The organism is Nocardia sp. NPDC049935, assembly GCF_055586645.1.
In genome coordinates this window covers 424,986-442,534 of sequence record NZ_JBVJHV010000003.1, presented here as the reverse complement: position 1 = coordinate 442,534, position 17,549 = coordinate 424,986, and the positions used below count along the sequence as shown (strand labels likewise).

18 protein-coding genes and 1 pseudogene are annotated in these 17,549 nt (G+C 68.9%); 7 read left to right on the top strand and 12 right to left on the bottom strand.

Translation table 11 applies throughout. The features are described from left to right. Nucleotides 1–32: 32 nt before the first annotated feature. Complete coding sequence (gene glgA, locus ACZ6SF_RS14915) at nucleotides 33–1,259, top strand: glycogen synthase (protein WP_466062650.1); 1,227 nt, start codon at nucleotides 33–35, stop codon at nucleotides 1,257–1,259. Between the two features lie 4 nt (nucleotides 1,260–1,263). On the opposite strand, the gene ACZ6SF_RS14910 is transcribed toward glgA, so the two are convergent. The 10 genes from ACZ6SF_RS14910 to ACZ6SF_RS14865 all read right to left on the bottom strand — a co-directional run bounded on the left by ACZ6SF_RS14910 (nucleotide 1,264) and on the right by ACZ6SF_RS14865 (nucleotide 9,553). Beyond that, nucleotides 1,264–1,668: a group I truncated hemoglobin gene (locus ACZ6SF_RS14910; protein WP_466062649.1), complete on the bottom strand. Its 405-nt coding sequence runs from the start codon at nucleotides 1,666–1,668 to the stop codon at nucleotides 1,264–1,266. A 123-nt stretch (nucleotides 1,669–1,791) separates the two neighbouring features. Then, a complete protein-coding gene (locus ACZ6SF_RS14905) occupies nucleotides 1,792–2,676 on the bottom strand; it encodes a putative RNA methyltransferase (RefSeq protein WP_466062648.1) in 885 nt (294 codons plus the stop codon). Next, a complete protein-coding gene (locus ACZ6SF_RS14900) occupies nucleotides 2,663–2,830 on the bottom strand; it encodes a DUF3117 domain-containing protein (protein ID WP_011211259.1) in 168 nt (55 codons plus the stop codon). Before ACZ6SF_RS14900 ends, ACZ6SF_RS14905 begins: the two co-directional genes overlap by 14 nt. A gap of 158 nt (nucleotides 2,831–2,988) precedes the next feature. Next, nucleotides 2,989–3,558: a DNA-3-methyladenine glycosylase I gene (locus tag ACZ6SF_RS14895; protein ID WP_466062647.1), complete on the bottom strand. Its 570-nt coding sequence runs from the start codon at nucleotides 3,556–3,558 to the stop codon at nucleotides 2,989–2,991. Further along, the gene (locus tag ACZ6SF_RS14890; protein ID WP_466062646.1) at nucleotides 3,555–3,875 is read right to left on the bottom strand and encodes a DivIVA domain-containing protein; all 321 of its coding nucleotides are present in this window, start codon (nucleotides 3,873–3,875) and stop codon (nucleotides 3,555–3,557) included. Before ACZ6SF_RS14890 ends, ACZ6SF_RS14895 begins: the two co-directional genes overlap by 4 nt. Before the next feature lie 19 nt (nucleotides 3,876–3,894). Then, a complete protein-coding gene (locus ACZ6SF_RS14885) occupies nucleotides 3,895–5,031 on the bottom strand; it encodes an Mrp/NBP35 family ATP-binding protein (RefSeq protein WP_466062645.1) in 1,137 nt (378 codons plus the stop codon). A gap of 19 nt (nucleotides 5,032–5,050) precedes the next feature. Continuing rightward, on the bottom strand, nucleotides 5,051–5,905 hold the full coding sequence (locus ACZ6SF_RS14880) for a lytic transglycosylase domain-containing protein (RefSeq protein WP_466062644.1): 855 nt from the start codon (nucleotides 5,903–5,905) through the stop codon (nucleotides 5,051–5,053). Between the two features lie 256 nt (nucleotides 5,906–6,161). Beyond that, a complete protein-coding gene (locus tag ACZ6SF_RS14875) occupies nucleotides 6,162–7,517 on the bottom strand; it encodes a lytic transglycosylase domain-containing protein (RefSeq protein ID WP_466062643.1) in 1,356 nt (451 codons plus the stop codon). Between the two features lie 144 nt (nucleotides 7,518–7,661). After that, nucleotides 7,662–8,276 (bottom strand): DUF1003 domain-containing protein, encoded by a 615-nt coding sequence (locus ACZ6SF_RS14870; protein ID WP_466062642.1) that lies wholly within the window; start codon nucleotides 8,274–8,276, stop codon nucleotides 7,662–7,664. Further along, nucleotides 8,273–9,553, bottom strand: coding sequence for a magnesium transporter MgtE N-terminal domain-containing protein (locus ACZ6SF_RS14865; protein ID WP_466062641.1), 1,281 nt, complete (start codon nucleotides 9,551–9,553; stop codon nucleotides 8,273–8,275). The genes ACZ6SF_RS14870 and ACZ6SF_RS14865 overlap by 4 nt, the downstream gene beginning before the upstream one ends. Before the next feature lie 53 nt (nucleotides 9,554–9,606). On the opposite strand from ACZ6SF_RS14865, the pseudogene ACZ6SF_RS14860 reads away from it, so the two are divergent. The 3 genes and pseudogenes from ACZ6SF_RS14860 (at nucleotide 9,607) to ACZ6SF_RS14850 (ending at nucleotide 11,679) form a co-directional block, all read left to right on the top strand. Beyond that, nucleotides 9,607–10,550 (top strand): annotated as a pseudogene (locus ACZ6SF_RS14860) (HpcH/HpaI aldolase/citrate lyase family protein). A 52-nt stretch (nucleotides 10,551–10,602) separates the two neighbouring features. Further along, nucleotides 10,603–11,094, top strand: a complete 492-nt coding sequence (locus ACZ6SF_RS14855) for a YflT domain-containing protein (RefSeq protein ID WP_357430184.1) — start codon at nucleotides 10,603–10,605, stop codon at nucleotides 11,092–11,094. A 3-nt stretch (nucleotides 11,095–11,097) separates the two neighbouring features. Further along, nucleotides 11,098–11,679: a suppressor of fused domain protein gene (locus ACZ6SF_RS14850; RefSeq protein ID WP_466062640.1), complete on the top strand. Its 582-nt coding sequence runs from the start codon at nucleotides 11,098–11,100 to the stop codon at nucleotides 11,677–11,679. A gap of 53 nt (nucleotides 11,680–11,732) precedes the next feature. Here the strand turns inward: ACZ6SF_RS14850 and ACZ6SF_RS14845 are convergent, their stop codons facing one another. Next, entirely contained in the window at nucleotides 11,733–12,806 is a 1,074-nt protein-coding gene (locus ACZ6SF_RS14845) for a magnesium and cobalt transport protein CorA (protein ID WP_466062639.1), read from the bottom strand. Between the two features lie 62 nt (nucleotides 12,807–12,868). On the opposite strand from ACZ6SF_RS14845, the gene ACZ6SF_RS14840 reads away from it, so the two are divergent. From ACZ6SF_RS14840 to ACZ6SF_RS14830, 3 genes are all read left to right on the top strand, one after another. Then, a complete protein-coding gene (locus tag ACZ6SF_RS14840) occupies nucleotides 12,869–13,723 on the top strand; it encodes a PHP domain-containing protein (protein ID WP_466062638.1) in 855 nt (284 codons plus the stop codon). Continuing rightward, nucleotides 13,720–13,986 (top strand): hypothetical protein, encoded by a 267-nt coding sequence (locus ACZ6SF_RS14835; protein WP_466062637.1) that lies wholly within the window; start codon nucleotides 13,720–13,722, stop codon nucleotides 13,984–13,986. The genes ACZ6SF_RS14840 and ACZ6SF_RS14835 overlap by 4 nt, the downstream gene beginning before the upstream one ends. Nucleotides 13,987–14,505: 519 nt before the next feature. Beyond that, nucleotides 14,506–15,711, top strand: a complete 1,206-nt coding sequence (locus ACZ6SF_RS14830; protein ID WP_466062996.1) for an NAD(P)-dependent malic enzyme — start codon at nucleotides 14,506–14,508, stop codon at nucleotides 15,709–15,711. A gap of 336 nt (nucleotides 15,712–16,047) precedes the next feature. Here the strand turns inward: ACZ6SF_RS14830 and ACZ6SF_RS14825 are convergent, their stop codons facing one another. Then, nucleotides 16,048–17,538: a hypothetical protein gene (locus ACZ6SF_RS14825; protein WP_466062636.1), complete on the bottom strand. Its 1,491-nt coding sequence runs from the start codon at nucleotides 17,536–17,538 to the stop codon at nucleotides 16,048–16,050. Between the last annotated feature and the right edge of the window lie 11 nt (nucleotides 17,539–17,549).

Below are 17,549 nucleotides of genomic sequence, written 5' to 3'. Positions count from 1 at the left end.
CGTCTCGACCGCTCTGCGTCTACCGTGAATCCGTGAGTTTCGGTTCCAGCGGTCCGGGCGCGTCGCCCGCGGCGCCCGCGGGCGACACGCTACGGGTGGCCGTGCTCACCCGGGAGTATCCGCCGGAGGTCTACGGCGGCGCGGGTGTGCATGTGACGGAATTGGTGGCGCGGCTGCGCCGGATGGCCGCGGTGACCGTGCACTGCATGGGCGTGCCGCGGCCCGGAGCCCGGGTGCACGACCCGGATCCGGCGCTCGACGAGGCCAACCCGGCGCTGCGGATGATGTCGGCGCAATTGCGGATGGCCGAAGCGGTGGGCCCGGTGGACCTGGTCCATTCGCATACCTGGTATTCGGGTCTGGCCGGGCATCTGGCCGCCACGCTGTACGGGATTCCGCATGTGGTCACCACACATTCGCTCGAGCCCCGGCGGCCGTGGAAGGCCGAACAACTCGGCGGCGGCTACCGGCTGTCGTCGTGGTCGGAGCGCAACGCGCTCGAACACGCCGACGCGGTGATCGCGGTGAGCGACTGGATGCGCCGCGATGTCCTCGACGCCTATCCCACGCTGGATCCGGCGAAGGTCCACGTGGTGCGCAACGGGATCGACGCGCGGGTCTGGCATCCCGGTCCGCCGGAACCGGGGTCCCGCCGGATTCTGGACGAACTGGGGGTGCGCCCGGCCGCGCCGCTGGCGGTGTTCGTCGGACGGATCACCCGGCAGAAGGGGGTCGGGCATCTGCTGGCGGCCGCGCGCGATATCGACCCCGGGATCCAGCTCGTCCTGTGCGCCGGGGCCGCGGACACACCGGAACTCGAGGCGGAGGTCGCCGGCGCCGTCGCCGGTCTGCACCGGGAGCGCGGCAATGTGTTCTGGGTACGGGAGATGCTGCCCACCGAGCAGATACGGCAGCTGCTGGCCGCGGCCACGGTATTCGTCTGCCCCTCGGTGTACGAACCGCTCGGCATCGTGAACCTGGAGGCGATGGCCTGCGCGACCGCGGTGGTCGCCTCGGATGTGGGCGGCATACCCGAGGTGGTCGAGGACGGGCGCACCGGGCGGTTGGTGCGGTTCGACGCCGCGTACCCCGCCGGTTACGAACGGGCCCTGGCCGCCGCGATCAACGATCTGGCCGGCGATCCGGTACGCGCGGCCGAATTCGGCGCGGCGGGCCGGCGGCGGGCCCAGGCCGAGTTCGACTGGTACCGGATCGCCGAACAGACTCTCGGCGTCTACCGGACGATCTGCAAACGCTGATACCTCAGGCCGGGGCCGGGGACGGGCCGGAGGCGATATCGTCGGCCAGCGGGGCGACCGCGCCGATGATCTCACCGACCGTGGCGTCGTCGACGCCCGCGGCGGTGAGCGAATCCGTCAGATGCCCGGCCACCAGCTGGAAATGCCGCACGGTGATGCCGCGGCCCTGATGGACCTGTTTCATCGGAGCGCCGGTGTAGGGCTCCGGGCCGCCGAGCGCGGCCGCGAAGAATTCGACCTGTTTTCCCCGTAGCCGGGACATATTCGTCCCGCTGAAGAATCCGGCCAGTTCCGCGTCGGCCAGGACCCGGGTGTAGAAATCGGCGACGACGGCTTCCAGCGCCTCGTATCCGCCGATCCGGTCGAAGATCGTGGTTGTTTTCTTCTTGCCGAATGTCGGTATCCGCATGTATCCAGCACATCAGGGTGCTGTTACCCGCCCATCAGGCCGGTGTCGCGAGCCGATTGCCCTGTGTGGCAGCGTGATTGCCCTGTTCTCACAGGACATCGGGTCACGCGGTGAGGTGTGCGGTCATCCGGTGGCGCCGGTGGGTGTGTGTACCGCGACGGTCACCGAGGCGGTCACCGGGCACGGGTCGGGCAGGGCGGCGATCCGCTCCTCCGGGGTGACGCCGTGATGCGCCGAGGGACCCATGCCGACCAGCGCCGCGACCGCCTCGTGCGAGAGCGCCATCGAGTACTCCACCGACGTACTGCCGCGAGGCGCGAACCGCCCGGCCAGTGCCTCGGCGAGGCGGCGGTCCTTACCGGGGTCGACCGTGACCATGCCGAGGGGGTCGATCAGCTCCGCCAGATGCGCCGCGGTGGGCGTGACGACGATATAGCGGCCGCCGGGTATCAGGGCACGAGCGATCGCATCCGGGTTGCGCGGGGCGAATACCGACATGGCCAGGGTTGTGCTGCGGTCCCGGACGGGTAGCCCGCGCCAGGCGTCGGCCACCACGGCCGCCGCCCGCGGGTGCGCGCGGGCGCAGCGCCGCCCGGCCGCTTTCGCGATATCCAGCGCGATACCCCGGGCCGCCGGCAGGGCGTCCAGGACCCGCGCCGTGTAGTACCCGGTGCCCGCACCGATATCGAGGACCTGCTCGCCGTCCCGGTCGTCCGGGCTCGACGAAACGGCCGCGTCCGCGATCGCCTCGGCGATCGGGGCGAAATGCCCGGCGTTCTGGAACGTGGCACGCGCGTCCAGCATGGCGGCGGAATCTCCGGTGAGCTTGCCGGCCGCGCCGGTGAGCAGGCTGACATAACCCTGCCGGGCGATATCGAAACTGTGCCCGCGTTCGCAGCGCAGCACACGCCCGGTGAAAATCAGGCCGCGGCCGCATTCGGGGCAACTCAGTACCTCGGCGGCCGCGGCGAGTGCCGACTCTTCGGCCGGCGGTCTAGCTGGTGACACTCTTCAATTCGTCGCCGAGTGCCGCGGCTTCGTCGGGCGTGAGTTCTACGACCAGACGCCCGCCACCCTCGAGTGGGACCCGCATGACGATCCCACGGCCTTCCTTGGTTGCCTCGAGGGGACCGTCCCCGGTACGGGGCTTCATGGCCGCCATCCTCTGCTCCCTCCAGATCTGCGCGGTATGCTGCGCACTTGCTCGGATCTCCAGTTGTCACCAACCGGGCGGTCCGTCTGTGAAGACGACGGACCGCACTCGGTCCATTCTTCCCTATCGCGGCAGATGGCGGATACTCGACGTCCAAAAGTGACCGGTCAACCGGCGGTGTCGCCTCCGATATCGACCCAGCATTCGGCGAGGTGGTCGTCGACCATCCCCGTGGCCTGCATCAGCGCGTACGCGGTGGTCGGTCCGACGAAACGGAAACCCCGCCGCTTCAATTCTTTTGCCAGTGCGACGGATTCGGGTGTGGTCGCGGGAATTTCGGAGATTTCGCGCGGCCGGGGACGGGCCGGCGGGGCGAACGACCACAGCAGTTCGTCCAGATCGATATCGAGTTCGCGCGCGACCCTGGCATTGGCGATACAGGCGTCGATTTTGGCGCGATTGCGCACTATCCCCGCGTCGGCGAGCAGGCGTTCACGATCGGCATCGCCGAATTCGGCGACCCGGTCGATGACGAATCCGGCGAAGGCCTCGCGGAACGCGGGCCGTTTGCGAAGGATTGTGATCCAGGAGAGTCCCGATTGGAACGCTTCCAGGCACAACCGTTCGAACAGCGCGTCGTTTCCGTGGAGTGGGCGGCCCCATTCCTGATCGTGGTAATCGCGATAGAGCTGCGAATCCGTCGACCAGGGGCAGCGGATCAGCGTGTCCTGGGTCACTTCCGCTCCGGGTCATGGGTGGGGGCCGGAATCGCCGCGCGCGCTTCGGCCAGTTCGGACTGGAGTTCGTCTATGCGCGCGGCCAGCCGGGCCAGTGCCCAGTCGACCTCTCCGGCCTTGTAGCCGCGCACCACCTGCTGGAACCGCAGCGCCCGCACATCGGCCCCGGCGATCCCCTCGACCGGAAGTACCGTCGCGGTGGTGCCCCCGGGCAGCGGGCCCAGTTCCTCCGACCGCCCGAACAGGGCGCTGGCCAGCAGGAACAGTACCGTGGCCACCAATCCCACGATCAGTACATACAGCAGCAGGGTGAGCATGGACCGAGTCTAGGTGCGCTCAGAGATGGCGAGTGGTGTCGATGCCCAGCGACATCCCGGCCAGGCCGCGGCGCCGGACGGCGAGTTTCCCGGCGACCTCGCGCAGGGCGACGGCCGAGGGGTTGTCCGGATCGCTCAGCACGATCGGGGTGCCCTCGTCGCCGGCTTCCCGCAGTGCCTGTTCGATCGGGATCTGGCCGAGCAACGGCACCTCGGCGCCGACCGCCCGGGTGAGCCGCTCGGCGACCGCCTGGCCGCCGCCCGATCCGTACAGTTCCATCCGCGAGCCGTCCGGCAGGTCCAGCCAGGACATGTTCTCCACCACACCGGCGATACGCTGCCGGGTCTGCAGTGCGATGGCGCCCGCGCGTTCGGCCACCTCGGCGGCCGCGATCTGCGGTGTGGTGACCACCAGGATCTCCGCGTTCGGGATCAGCTGTGCGATGGAGATCGCCACATCGCCGGTGCCGGGCGGCAGATCGAGCAGCAGGACGTCCAGATCGCCCCAGAACACATCGGCGAGGAACTGCTGCAGCGCCCGGTGCAGCATCGGGCCGCGCCAGACCACCGGGGTGTTGCCCTTGGTGAACTGCGCGATCGAGATCATCTTCACGTCGTGCGCGACCGGCGGCATGATCATCCGCTCGACCTGGGTGGGCCGGGCGTCGGTACCGAGCATGCGCGGGATGGAATGGCCGTAGATATCGGCGTCGAGAACGCCCACCGACAGCCCGCGATCGGCCAGCGCGGCGGCGAGATTCACCGTGACGCTGGATTTGCCCACCCCGCCCTTTCCGGAGGCGACCGCGTACACGCGGGTCAGCGAACCGGGCTGGGCGAACGGGATCACCGGTTCGGCGGAATCCCCCCGCAGTTGTTTGCGCAGTTCGGTGCGCTGTTCGTCGTTCATCACGTCGAGCTCGACGGAGACCGCGCCGACACCGGGGACATCCGCGACGGCGGTACTCACTCGCTGCGTGATCTCGGTACGCAGGGGGCAGCCGGCGGTGGTCAGGTACACCTCGACGTGCACATTGCTGTCCGGGTCCACCCGGATGCTCTTGACCATGCCCAGTTCGGTGATCGGTTTACGGATCTCCGGGTCGTCGACCTTCGCGAGAGCGCCCCGCACCTCCGCTTCCGTTACCACTGGCATACCGCCGATGGTAGTGGCGTCAGATCTTGGGCAGTTCCGCGGGCCGCGGTGCGATACCCGTGTTGTACGACTGCTCCCAGGCCATGACGTTGGCGACATAGGCCATGGAGTTGTTGTAGCGCAGAATCGCCCTGGTCTGCTGGGCGGGATCGGACATGTCCAGACCACCCGAGCACAGGTACTTCCCGGCGGTGAGGGTGGCGTCGTAGTAGTTCTGCGGATCGGAGATGCCGTCCCGGTTGCCGTCGCCCGCGAAAGCGGTCCAGGTCTCGGGGAGGAACTGCATGGGGCCGACCGCGCGGTCGTAGCCGCTGTAACCGTCGAGTTCGCCGCTGTCGGAATCGTGGATGACATTGTTGCCCGACAGGCTGCCGTCGAGTACCGGCCCGAAAACGGGGGCGAGGGCGTTACCGTCCGCGTCGGCCTTGCCGTTGTACATATGCGTGGATTCGACCCGGCCGATACCGGCCAGCATCGTCCACGGCATATTGCAGTCGGGACTCTCCTGGGCCAGGATCTGCTCGGCGTTGATATAGGCCGCCTCGGCGATACCCGGGATACCGGACGCGGCGACCGGCATATCGTTGCGGGCCCGGTTCGGGTCCAGCGCGACGGTTTTCACTTCCACCCGGGCCTCGGGGGACTGCTTGGCCATCGCGTGCATCGCCGTATCGTTCACGGCGGCGGGGCCCATGGCCTGGAGGGGCGCGACGCTCAGTTCTTGCATATGCATCGACACCGAGGCTGCCGTGGGGTCGGTGGCCATGGCCGCCGCGGCGTTGGTCGCCACGACTCCGGCCGGTACCAGGCCGGTGAGTGCGATGACCGAACTACGGGTAACAGTGGCCGGTTGCTGCTTACGGTGACGCCCCACGTACTCAAGCCCTTCATCTCAACGCACAACCTTGCGGCCGCGGCCGGTGTCGCCGAACCGTGACCTTCGCCCACCGAGGATACCGCATCCGAGACCTCTTCGTTACTACCTCGTGACCATTATTTCGGCGCGGAGTGGGAATAGGGAAAGTCCTGCCGCCCACCGGAATACGGCGAACCCCCGGTCGGGGGCCGGGGGTTCGCGCTGCCGGCACGGGTGGGAGCAGTGCGCCCGGTCGGCTTCTCGTCGGCGTGTCTCAGGCGGGCGGTGCCGCCGGCCCGGGCGCTGCCGGGGCCGGTGCGGGCGCCGCGGCGGGACCGGCCGGTGCGGGCGGCGGGACGTCGGCCCGGGTCGGCGGCTCGGGTGCCGGGAACACCACCACCGGAAGGGGAATGACGAGCCCGCCCGGCAGGGTGATGGTCGGCGGCGCGGGAGCCGGGGCCGGTGCCGCTTGGGCCGGGGCCGGAGGTTCCGGCGCGGCGGGTGCGGGAGCCGCCTGCCGCGGCGGGTTTCCGGACTCCGGCGGCGCCTGCGGCGCGGCCGGAGCGTTCTGCCCCTCGGGAGTGACCGGCGCCGGCCCGCGTTCGGGCAGGGTCTCGCCGACCTTCGGCGAGCCCGGCGCCGGCGGGCACAGCAGACCGCACGGAATCGGCGGCAGGCCCGGAATCCGGATCATCGGCTCCGGGCGCGGCACCTGGACGGTGGCGGTCGGCGGCGGCGGTGGTACCGCGGTATCGCCCTGTGCCGCCAGCAGATCCGGTGATCCGGGCGGGAACTGGGTCGGCGCGCTACCGGGCGGGACCAGGTCGGGGGAGACCGTGACCGGCGCCGGGCGGCCGCCGGTGCGGTAGGCCGCCGACCAGCTCAGCACGGTGGCCGCATAGGACATCGAGTTGTTGTAGCGCAGTACGGCCCGCAATTCCTGTTGCGGGTCACGCAGATTCAGGCCGCCCGAGCACAGGTACTTGCCGGCGGCCAGCGTCGCGTCGAAGACGTTGTGCGGATCGGCGTGTCCGTCGGCGTTACCGTCGGCGGCGTAGTGCGCCCAGGTGCCGGGCAGGAACTGCATGGGCCCGAGAGCCCGGACGTATCCGCCGTCGGCGGAACGGATGACCTCGTTGCCGGGCAGGGTGCCGTCCAGCGCGGGACCGAGGATCGGCGGGTCGGTGGTGCCGGCGGCGTCGGTGCGGCCGTTGCTCGCATGCCCCGATTCGATCCGGCCGATACCGGCGAGCAGATTCCAGGTGACCCCGCAGCCGGGGGTCGAGGACTGCAGGGCCAGTTCGGCATTGCGGTAGGCGGCCAGCACGATCTCCGGAATTCCCAGGACCCCGTTACCGCCCGGCAGGGTGAGGGTCTGCAGCGGCACCGTGCCCGCGAACGGGGAGAGGCCGGTGGGAGAGAGGGCGCGCAGCTTGCGCGGTGTGCTGGGCTCCGCGGGCAGGATGCCGAGTGTCTGGGCCACCGGGGCATCGGGATCGGCGGTCGGGTCTCCGACCCGGTTGGCATTCACCGCGAGCCTGGTCCCGGTGGCTTCCGGGGGTGTGGACGACAGGGTGGTGTGTGCTGCTGAACCGCTGGCTACCAGGCCCGCCATGACGAGAGCCGACATTGCCACAGGGGTAGGTATCCGCATCCGGCTCCACCATTCCTCTATGTCACGGGTGAGCGACCGTCTCGGACATTCCCGGATGGCGCGCTCGGGACAACGTGATCCAGGTTACCTACCGGTCAGGAGCATATTGTGGATTTCCGGTCAATCGTCCGCGAGAGGCGATGAAACAGAGCCCGTAACCGGCTTGTGACCGGAGGTTTTCTTGCGTTTCGGCTTCGTTGCTTTGTCCGGGCCGCGCGTCGGACCCACCCCCGCCGCGCCCTCGATGCGGTCGAGCGCGTCGCGGATCTCGTCGAGTTCGCGGCGCAAGTAGTCGCGGGTGGCCACCTCGCCCACCGCCAGCCGCAGCGCAGCCAGTTCGCGCGCCAGGAATTCGGTGTCGGCCTTGGTCTGCGCCGCCCGCAGGCGATCCTCCTCGAGCGAGACGCGGTCGCGGTTGTCCTGCCGGTTCTGCGCCAGCAGGATCAGCGGCGCGGCATAGGCGGCCTGGGTGGAGAAGGCCAGATTCAGCAGGATGAACGGGTAGGGGTCCCAGCGCAGCGCGACCACGAAGATGTTCAGGATGATCCAGACGATCACCACCACCGTCTGCAGCGCCAGATAGCGCCCGGTGCCCAGGAACCGGGCGATCCGTTCGCTGCCGCGGGCCAATGCCTCGGCATCCCAGTCGAATCGGAACCGGCCCTCCACGGGGGTTTCCAGCCGCTGCCGCGCCGAGGACGCGGCCCGCCCGGTGGTGCCCTTCTCCGTTGTCACGGGCGTACACCCTCGTACAACTGCTCGTCCTCACGCCAATCGCGCGGCAGCAGATGATCGAGCAGATCGTCCACGCTCACCGCGCCCAGCAGATGGTTCTGTTCGTCGACCACCGGCCCGCACACCAGGTTGTAGCTGGCGAAATACCGGGTCACCGCGGCCAGCGGCAGATCGGGGCGCAGGGCTCCCAGATCGGTGTCGAGGATGCCGCCCACCAGATGCGCCGGGGGCTCGCGCAGCAGTTGCTGCGTATGGACACAACCGAGGTAGCGTCCGGTGGGCGTCGCCGTGGGCGGGCGCACCACGAACACCATCGACGCCAGCGCGGGTGTCAGATCCGGATCACGCACCCGGGCCAGGGCCTCCGCGACGGTCGTCGCGGGGGTCAGGATCACCGGCTCGGGAGTCATCAGACCGCCCGCGGTATCGGGGGAGTGTTCCAGCAGCCGCCGCACCGGTTCGGATTCCTGCGGATCCATGAGGGTCAGCAGGGATTCGGCCTCGTTCTCCGGCAGGCCGCCGAGCAGATCGGCGGCGTCGTCGGGATCCATCGCCTCGAGCACATCGGCGGCCCGGCCCACCTCGAGCTGGCCGAGCAATTCCACCTGATCGTCGCCGGAGAGTTCCTGCACCACATCGGCGAGCCGTTCGTCGTCGAGCGCGACCGCCACCTCGAGGCGGCGTTTGGCCGGCAGTTCGCGCAGCATATGCGCCACATCGGCGGCACGCTGGCCCTCGAACTGCTCGAGCAGCGCGCTGACATCCTGGCCGGGGCGCCCGATCTCGTAGGGGGTGAGGCCGTCCACGCGGGCCCAGTCGACCACGTGCACGGTGCGCCGCCGGCCCAGCCGCCGGTGCCCGCGCACGGCCACCCGGGAGACCCGCCAATCCCGGGTCCGGGTCAGGGCGATGCCGAGATCCACCACGAAGACGTCCACCCCGGCGAGATCGGGCAGATCCGGATCGTCCACCCGCACCGAGGAGTCCACGATCTGTGCCATGGCCAGCAGTTCCCCGGGCCGCTGGGCGAATCGGCGCAGGCTCACGGTGCCGGTGCTCAAATTGACCGAACCCGGTTCGACGGCGGTCACCCGCAGCATCGGCACGAAGATCCGCCGCCGGGTCGGCAACTCCACCACCAGGCCGTGCACCCGCGGCTCCTGCCGGTCGTAGCGGATGGCCACCACGACGTCGCGGACCCGGCCGATAGACTCACCGTCCGGCCCCAGCACCGCCAGGCCGGTCAGCCTGGCGATATACACCCTGGTAGCTGCCATGACTGCCAGGCTAGATGTTCCGGGGCCGGACCGGGCCGACCCCAGGAGTGTTCATGAAGCCGCGCCGTTCCGTGCTCGCCGTGCCGGGCAGCAACCCGAAGATGATCGCCAAGGCCAAGGGCCTGCCGGTCGACGAGATCTTCCTGGACCTGGAGGACGCCGTGGCGCCCGGCGCCAAGGCCGCCGCCCGCGCCAATATCGTGGCCGCGCTCAACGACTCCGGCTGGGGCGATCAGTTGCGGGTGGTGCGGGTCAACGACTGGACCACGCAGTGGACCTACGCCGATGTGATCTCCGTGGTGGACGGCGCCGGAACCGCGCTCGACGCGATCCTGCTGCCCAAGGTGACCGACGCCGGGCAGGTCCGCGCCCTGGATCTGCTGCTGAGCCAGCTGGAGCGGGCCAACGGCCTCGAACCCGGCCGGATCGGGATCGAACCGCAGATCGAGAACGCGCTCGGCCTGCGCAATATCGACGAGATCGCCACCGCGAGCCCGCGCGTGCAGACGCTGGTGTTCGGCCCGCCGATTTCATGGCGAGTATCAATATGCGCACGCTGGTGGTCGGTGAACAGCCCGAGGGCTACGACACCGGCGACGCCTACCACCACATCCTGATGACCATCCTGCTCACCGCGCGAGCCCACGGACTGCAGGCCATCGACGGGCCCTACCTGCAGATCCGTGATCTCGACGGGTTCCGGCGCGCGGCCGGGCGCACCGCCGCGCTGGGGTTCGACGGCAAATGGGTCCTGCACCCGGGCCAGGTGGACGCGGCCAACGAGATCTTCAGCCCCCGGCAGTCCGATTACGACCACGCCGAACTCATCCTGGACGCCTACGCCTACCACACCTCCGAGGACGGCGGCGCGCGCGGCGCGGTGATGCTCGGCGACGAGATGATCGACGAGGCGAGCGCGAAAATGGCTGTGGTGATCGCGGAGAAGGGCCGCGCGGCGGGTATGAAACGCACCACGACCTTCACCCCACCCGAATAACGCCCGGCCGGGGTGTGGCACACGTTTTGTCCGGATGCGCCACAATCGAACTATGACGAACCCTCTTGGGAGCTCGAATCGCGGTCGACAGGGGCTGCCGACGCCGCCTTCGGGGTGGCCGATCGGTTCGTACCCGACCTATGCCGAGGCGCAGCGCGCGGTGGACCATCTGGCCGACAATCAGTTCCCGGTCCAGAACGTCACCATCGTCGGTGTGGATCTGATGCAGGTCGAACGGGTGCTGTACCGATTGAACTGGGGGAAGGTGATCGGCGGGGGTGTGGTCTCGGGCGCCTGGCTGGGCCTGTTCCTCGGCCTGCTGCTCAGCCTCTTCACCACCAACGGGATGGCCGGCCCGCTGGTGGTGGGCCTGGTCGGCGGCATCATCTTCGGGGTCATCTCCACCACGATCCCCTACGCCGCGACCCGCGGGCAGCGTGATTTCGCGTCCACCATGCAGCTGGTCGCCGGGCGCTACGACGTGCTCTGCGATCCGAAGACCGCCGAGCAGGCGCGCGATCTCCTCGCCAAACTGGCGATCTGACGGATGGATGTGATCGAGCGGGTCCGGTCGGCGGTGGCCGGGCATTTCGATATCGACGCGGCGGCCGTGGACACCGCATCGGTGACCTTCCTCGGGCTGGAGCCCATCGAGATCCTGCGCATCCCGGGTGACGGCGTGGTGCATTACGCGACGGTCGGCGGATCCCGGCATCCGATGGGCGATCCCACCGCGGTGGCGGCCGATCCGGTGCGCGGGCCGCGCGCGGAACTCGTCCTCACCGTGCGCGCGGGCGCGGGATCGGGTTCGGGCGTCGCCAAATCGCTGGGTGTGCTGGCCGCTTCGCCCGCGGTCGAAGGAGTTGTGCTGCAGGCCGACGCGCTGCTGGATCTGGGGGAGCCGATCTGGCAGGCCGCGCCGTTCACCGCGGTGCTGCTGGGTCCGGGGGAGATCCCGGAGATCGAACTGCCCGAACCGGCCGATCCGGTGCGGTATTTCGCCGCGACCCCGGTCACCGCCACCGAGGCGGCGTGGGTGAGGGTGCGCGGCGCGCAGGCGTTGCGCGACGCCTGGGCCGAGGCGGGAATCGATGTACTGGACCCCGGCCGCGGTGCGGCCTCACTATGACAGCCGCGGTGCGGCCTCACTGTGACAGGCGCGGTGCGGCCTCGCTGTGACGGCTAGAGCCAGTTGTTGCGGCGGAACAGCATCAGCAGCAAACCGCAGATGCCGGTGATGAGCAGCAAGACCACCGGATAACCCCAGGCCAGTTTGAGTTCGGGCATATGCTCGAAATTCATACCGTAGATCCCGGCGATCATCGTGGGAACCGCCGCGATCGCCACCCAGGCCGAGATCTTGCGCATATCCGTGTTCTGCTGCACGGTGATCTTCGCCAGCGCCGCGTTGATGAGCGCACTGAGCGAGTCGTCGAAATCGGTGATGCGCTCCGCCACCGTCGTATGGTGGTCGGCGACATCGCGCAGATACCGCCGGACCTCCGGGTCCAGCGGAAGGTCCGGGTTCTTCACCAGCGTCTCCAACGGCACGGCCAGCGGATTGACCGCCCGCCGCAATTCCACGACCTCCCGTTTGAGCTGATAGATCGATTCGACCGAGATCGTGCTGCGCGGGGTGAAGATCTCCTCTTCCATCGCGTCGATATCGAATTCGACCGATTGCACGACATCGATATAGGTATCGACCACATGGTCGGCGATGGCGTGCAATACCGCGCCCGGTCCCAGCCGCAGCCGTTTCGGATCCTGCTCGAGGGCGTGACGTACGCGGGCCAGCGCCGAATGCTCGCCGTGGCGGACGACGATCACGAAATCGCTCGCCAGGAAGATCAGCAGTTCGCCGGTTTCCACGATCTCGCTGACACTGTGCATCTCGTGTTCGCGGTAGGCGACGGTCCGCATGACCGCGACCAGGGTCTGGTCGTAGCGTTCCAGTTTCGGGCGCTGATGGGCCTGGACCGCGTCCTCCACGGCCAGCGCGTGCAGCCGGAAGGTCGCGGCGACCTCGGCCATCTGGCGCGCATCGGGGTCGTGCAGACCCAGCCAGACGAAACCGCCCTGTTCGCGGGCGGCCGCGAGGGCACGGTCGTGAGTGAACCGCCCGGGTAGCCGTTCGCCCTTCACATACACCGCGCAGTCGACGACGGCACGGGCCGTGGGAATCGGGATATGGGGCAGGGCCGCGGGCCGCCGGGACCGCCCGGGACTGTGGAACGGCAGCGGCAGGGAGGGCACGTGCCGATGCTAGCCCGCCCGCGCGGGTGGCACCCGGATCGCGCACTGACAGACTGGACGGCGTGCGTATCGACCTGCATACCCATTCCACCGCCTCCGACGGCACCGACACCCCGGCCGAACTGGTGCGCAACGCGGCCGCCGCGGGCCTGGACGTGGTCGCGATCACCGATCACGACACCACCGCCGGCTGGGCCGAGGCCGAGACGGCCCGCCCGGGCGGATTGACCCTGGTCCGGGGCATGGAGATGTCGTGCGTGGGCCCCGGTGTGGACGGCTGGCCGGTATCGGTGCATCTGCTGGCCTACCTGTTCGACCCGGCCGATCGCGGGTTCGCGGCCGAACGGGAGCGGTTGCGCGCCGAACGGGTGGATCGACTACGTGCGATGGCCGAGCAGATGGCCGCCGACGGGCTACCCATCGATCCGGACGAGGTGCTGGCCGCGGCCGGTCCGGCGGCGGGGCGCCCGCATCTGGCCCGGGCGCTGGTCGCGGCCGGTGTGGTGCCGACCGTCGGCGCGGCGTTCGACGATCTGCTCTCGTCGAACGGGGCCTATTACGTCGAGAAGGCCGATACGCCGCTGCGTACCGCGATCGCGATGATCGCCGCGGCCGGCGGTGTGAGCGTGCTGGCCCACGCGCGGGCCCGCAGCCGGGGGCGGCTGCTCGACCTGGCCGAGATCGGTGACCTGGTCGCCGCCGGGCTGTGCGGTCTGGAGGTGGATCATCCCGACCACAGCGACCGCGATCGCGCGGCACTGCGCGACCTGGCAGGTGAGTACGGGCTGGCGACCACCGGTTCCTCGGACTACCACGGCGCCAACAAGACCATCGGCCTCGGCGAATGCACCACCGATCCGGCGCAATTCGAGAAACTGGCCGGGAGAGCCACCGGCGTACCGGTACTCGCGTCATGAAGGTACTGCGCGGAATAAGCGGAATCGCGGCGGCGGGGCTGGTGCTGCTGGCGCTGGTGGTTCTGGGCGCGGCCCTGATCGGAGACCGGCGCGGGTTCCCGGGGCCGGGTACCGAATCGGTGCTGCTGCATCTGCTGGTCGCGGCGGCAGCCGTTGTCGCACAGGTGTATTCGGACCGGCGGCGCGGAACCGCGACCGTCGTGGCCGCGGTGTTCGTACTGGGCGCCGGGGCCGCGTTGCTGTGGACACAGTGGTGGGGTTGAGAACGCCCCACGGGCGCGGCGGGGTTCTTCACATCGCGGGGGACCGCTCCCTGCAACTGTCTCACCTCGGACACCCGTAGACCGGGAGTTTCCGCTTACGGGGAGGTAATCCCCGGCACCTACGCTGGCCCCGTGGTGTCCGATACACGCAGAACGCGGCACCGGGTTTGGCGTACGACCCGGGACCTGGCACAATGTTGCGGATTCCCGATCGTTGCCACCGCCGGGTCGGGGATATCCGGCGCTTCCCGCCACGCGACGCACCGTCGCGGCCGGAGCGCCAGTCGAGTTCTGCCGGACAACCCGTCCGTCATCCGCCCGGACAGTCGCCGCCCGAAATCGGCGCCGTGGTCCATCGCCACATGTCCGGGGTTCCCGGGTTCCCCCGGCCGTCGGCTCCATCGGGAAACATCCTGGTCGCGCCACCGATGAACGATATGACGCAGATAACACCAAATACCCGGCGGTAACCGTCCACCGGTTACGACCGCAACCAGCAGGAGTGAAATCGTGTCCTCTGTGACTGACGCACCGAACGCCACCGCCAGCAAAGATGAGGCCGCAAACCTCTCGGCGATCACTCACGAGGAGATCTTCGCCGGTCACCTCGGCGGCAAGCTCTCGGTAGAGCTCAGCGCGCCGCTGGAGACCCAGCGCGACCTATCCATCGCCTACACCCCCGGCGTGGCGCAGGTGAGCCGTGCCATCGCCGAGGACGAGAAGCTCGCCAAGCGCTACACCTGGACCGACCGCCTCGTGGTCGTGGTCAGCGACGGGTCGGCGGTGCTCGGCCTGGGCGATATCGGCCCGCGCGCCTCGCTGCCGGTCATGGAAGGTAAATCGGCACTGTTCAAGAAGTTCGCCGGGCTCGACTCCATTCCGATCGTGCTCGACACCAAGGATGTCGACGAGATCGTCGAAACCCTGGTGCGGCTGCGGCCGAGCTTCGGCGCGGTGAACCTCGAGGACATCTCCGCCCCGCGCTGCTTCGAAATCGAGAAGCGGGTCGTGGAAGCGCTGGACTGCCCGGTGATGCACGACGATCAGCACGGCACCGCCATCGTGGTGCTGGCCGCGCTCAACGGCGCCGCGCAGGTCCAGGGCCGGGCCACCTCCGGTCTGAAGGTCGTCGTCTCCGGCGCCGGCGCCGCGGGTGTCGCCTGCACGAACATCCTGCTCGCCGCGGGCGTCGCCGATGTCACGGTGCTGGACTCCAAGGGCATCGTCAGCCGCGAGCGCACCGATCTGAATGCGGTGAAGGCGGAGCTGGCCCAGCGCACCAACCCGCGCGGACTCACGGGTACCGCGGCCGACGCGCTCGCCGGAGCCGATGTGTTCCTGGGGCTGTCCGCGGGCACCATCGGCGAAGAACTCATCGCCTCGATGGCCCCGGAGTCCATCGTGTTCGCCATGTCCAATCCGGATCCGGAAATCCACCCCGACGTCGCCCGTAAGTACGCCGGGATCGTCGCCACCGGGCGGAGCGACTTCCCGAACCAGATCAACAACGTGCTCGCCTTCCCCGGTGTCTTCAAGGGCGCCCTCGACGCGGGTGCGCGCCGGATCACCGAGGGTATGAAGATCGCGGCGGCCGACGCCATCCTCGGCGTGGTCGCCGGTGAACTCGCCGTCGACAAGATCGTGCCCAGCCCGCTGGACCCCCGCGTCGCCCCGGCGGTCGCGGACGCCGTCGCCGCCGCCGCTCGCGCGGAAGGCGTCGCCTGATAAAACGTTCCGCCTTACCCGGGCGGTAACCGCAGCTACAGCACCCGGCCGCCACCCTGGGCCGGGTGCTGTAGTTTTGGAGCGGCTCCGCCGCTCGAGGGTGGGGCCCTATTAACCCCGGGTCTTCACTCCCGCCGGTCGGTCGCTGCGCTCCCTCCCTCTGGTCGCTCCAGACCCGGGGCGGGCCCCACCCATAGAAGGCGACCATCCGGATATAACGCAAGAACTCCGCGAACGAACCCCGCGCGGCGAAGCCGCGCCAATAAACACAGCACCTTGGCGGGTGGGGTGACCTTCTCGCCTTGGCGGGCAGGGTCACCTACTCGGTATCCGGTCTTATTCCAGGATCAGCACCGCCGATGCGTAGGGCGGGAGTGTGAGGCGTCCCTCTCCGATGGTGTGGGCCGTCGGTGCGCCTGTAGGGGTCGACGCGTCTACCGAGTACAGCGTGGAGTTTCGGCTGCAGTCACCGACTTCCACATTCATGGGCACGCCTCGTTTGTTCACGAGAACGATGCGGCGCAGGCCGTCGGCGCCGGCGACGGCTTGCGCGTGGACGCGCGCATCGGGGTACCCGGGCACGCCGGTGGTAGTGGGCACCAGCCGGTCGCCGGGGCGGATGTGGTCGGCCATGAGTTTCGTGGCGTGGTACCGGGCGTTCGGTTCGCCGGTTTCCCAATCGACCAGCGACACGGCCGGGATCATTCCGGGATAGCCGTTGAACTCGGCGACTCCGAAGAGGTCGATATCGAGTTCGAGGCAGCGCGCCCAGAGGTAGGTGTGCCAGCCGGCGCTGAGCGCCCAGTACTCGTGGGGGATGACGGGATCGGGGTTCATGATGTCGGAGGGGTAGGTCCCGACCTCGTTGAGAAGCATCTTGGTACCGGGTGAGAGGCGCCGGGCGATGGAGGCGATCAAACGCACCTGTTCGAGGAACCCCTCGGCTTGGGCGAAGAATGTCGTCTCCCAGGTGGAAGTGGGTGGGTTACCGTCGGGGCCGAACGGGTTGACGATATCGGGCGAGGCGTAGAAGTGGATCGAGAATGCGTCGAGCGGGATGCCCGGCGCGTGATTGGCCGGGTCGAGGAAGTGCCAGAAGTACTCGGGATTGTGGTGGACGTGGCTCAGCGACAGCCCGATGAATTGCATCTCGGGGTCGAGCGGACGTAGGCGTTCGACGACCGCGTCGTAGAGGCGGGTGTAGATCTCAGGGCTCATCTGCCGGTTGAGGTCGGGTTCGCAGAGGACTTCCCAGTAGGCGAATCGATAGTTGTGGCCCGACTCGTGCCATACGCCGTTCTCGTCGTGGAAACCGCCCGCGATGTACCAGCCGGCGAGACGGAAGAAGTAGTCGGCGACCTCGGCCAGGGACTCGTCCCGGAAGACGGTGCCGCTTTCGTAGCCCCAGTGGATCGTGTCCGGATCGTCGCCGAGTTCGACGTCGTCACCGCCGACGAACATCCAATGCGGGATGGTCGCGAAGTTCGCCGTGATGGGGCGCCCTTCGGCGGCGTCGACGAAATCTTCCACGAATGGGTCCAGGCGCGTGAAATCCCAGGAGGTCGTTGTCGACGTGGGCGCCGTCAGCGCGGGCACCGAAACCAGCGGATTCGAGAACCACGGCAGGAAGCGCGCGTAGTCGACACGCAGGTCGCGCAGCGCGGCGAAGGCACGGTCGTGGCCGGGAGCGCCACGCTCGACGGGTGGTGATGTCCACAGATGCGTCGTCAGCACCGTCCGGATAGGTCGGCTGTCGCTGGTCCAGAGCGGGCGGACAGGGGTCGCCGGGGCATGCGCCGGCGGGCTGAGCAGGGAGATGTCGTTCATGAGTCCTTCTC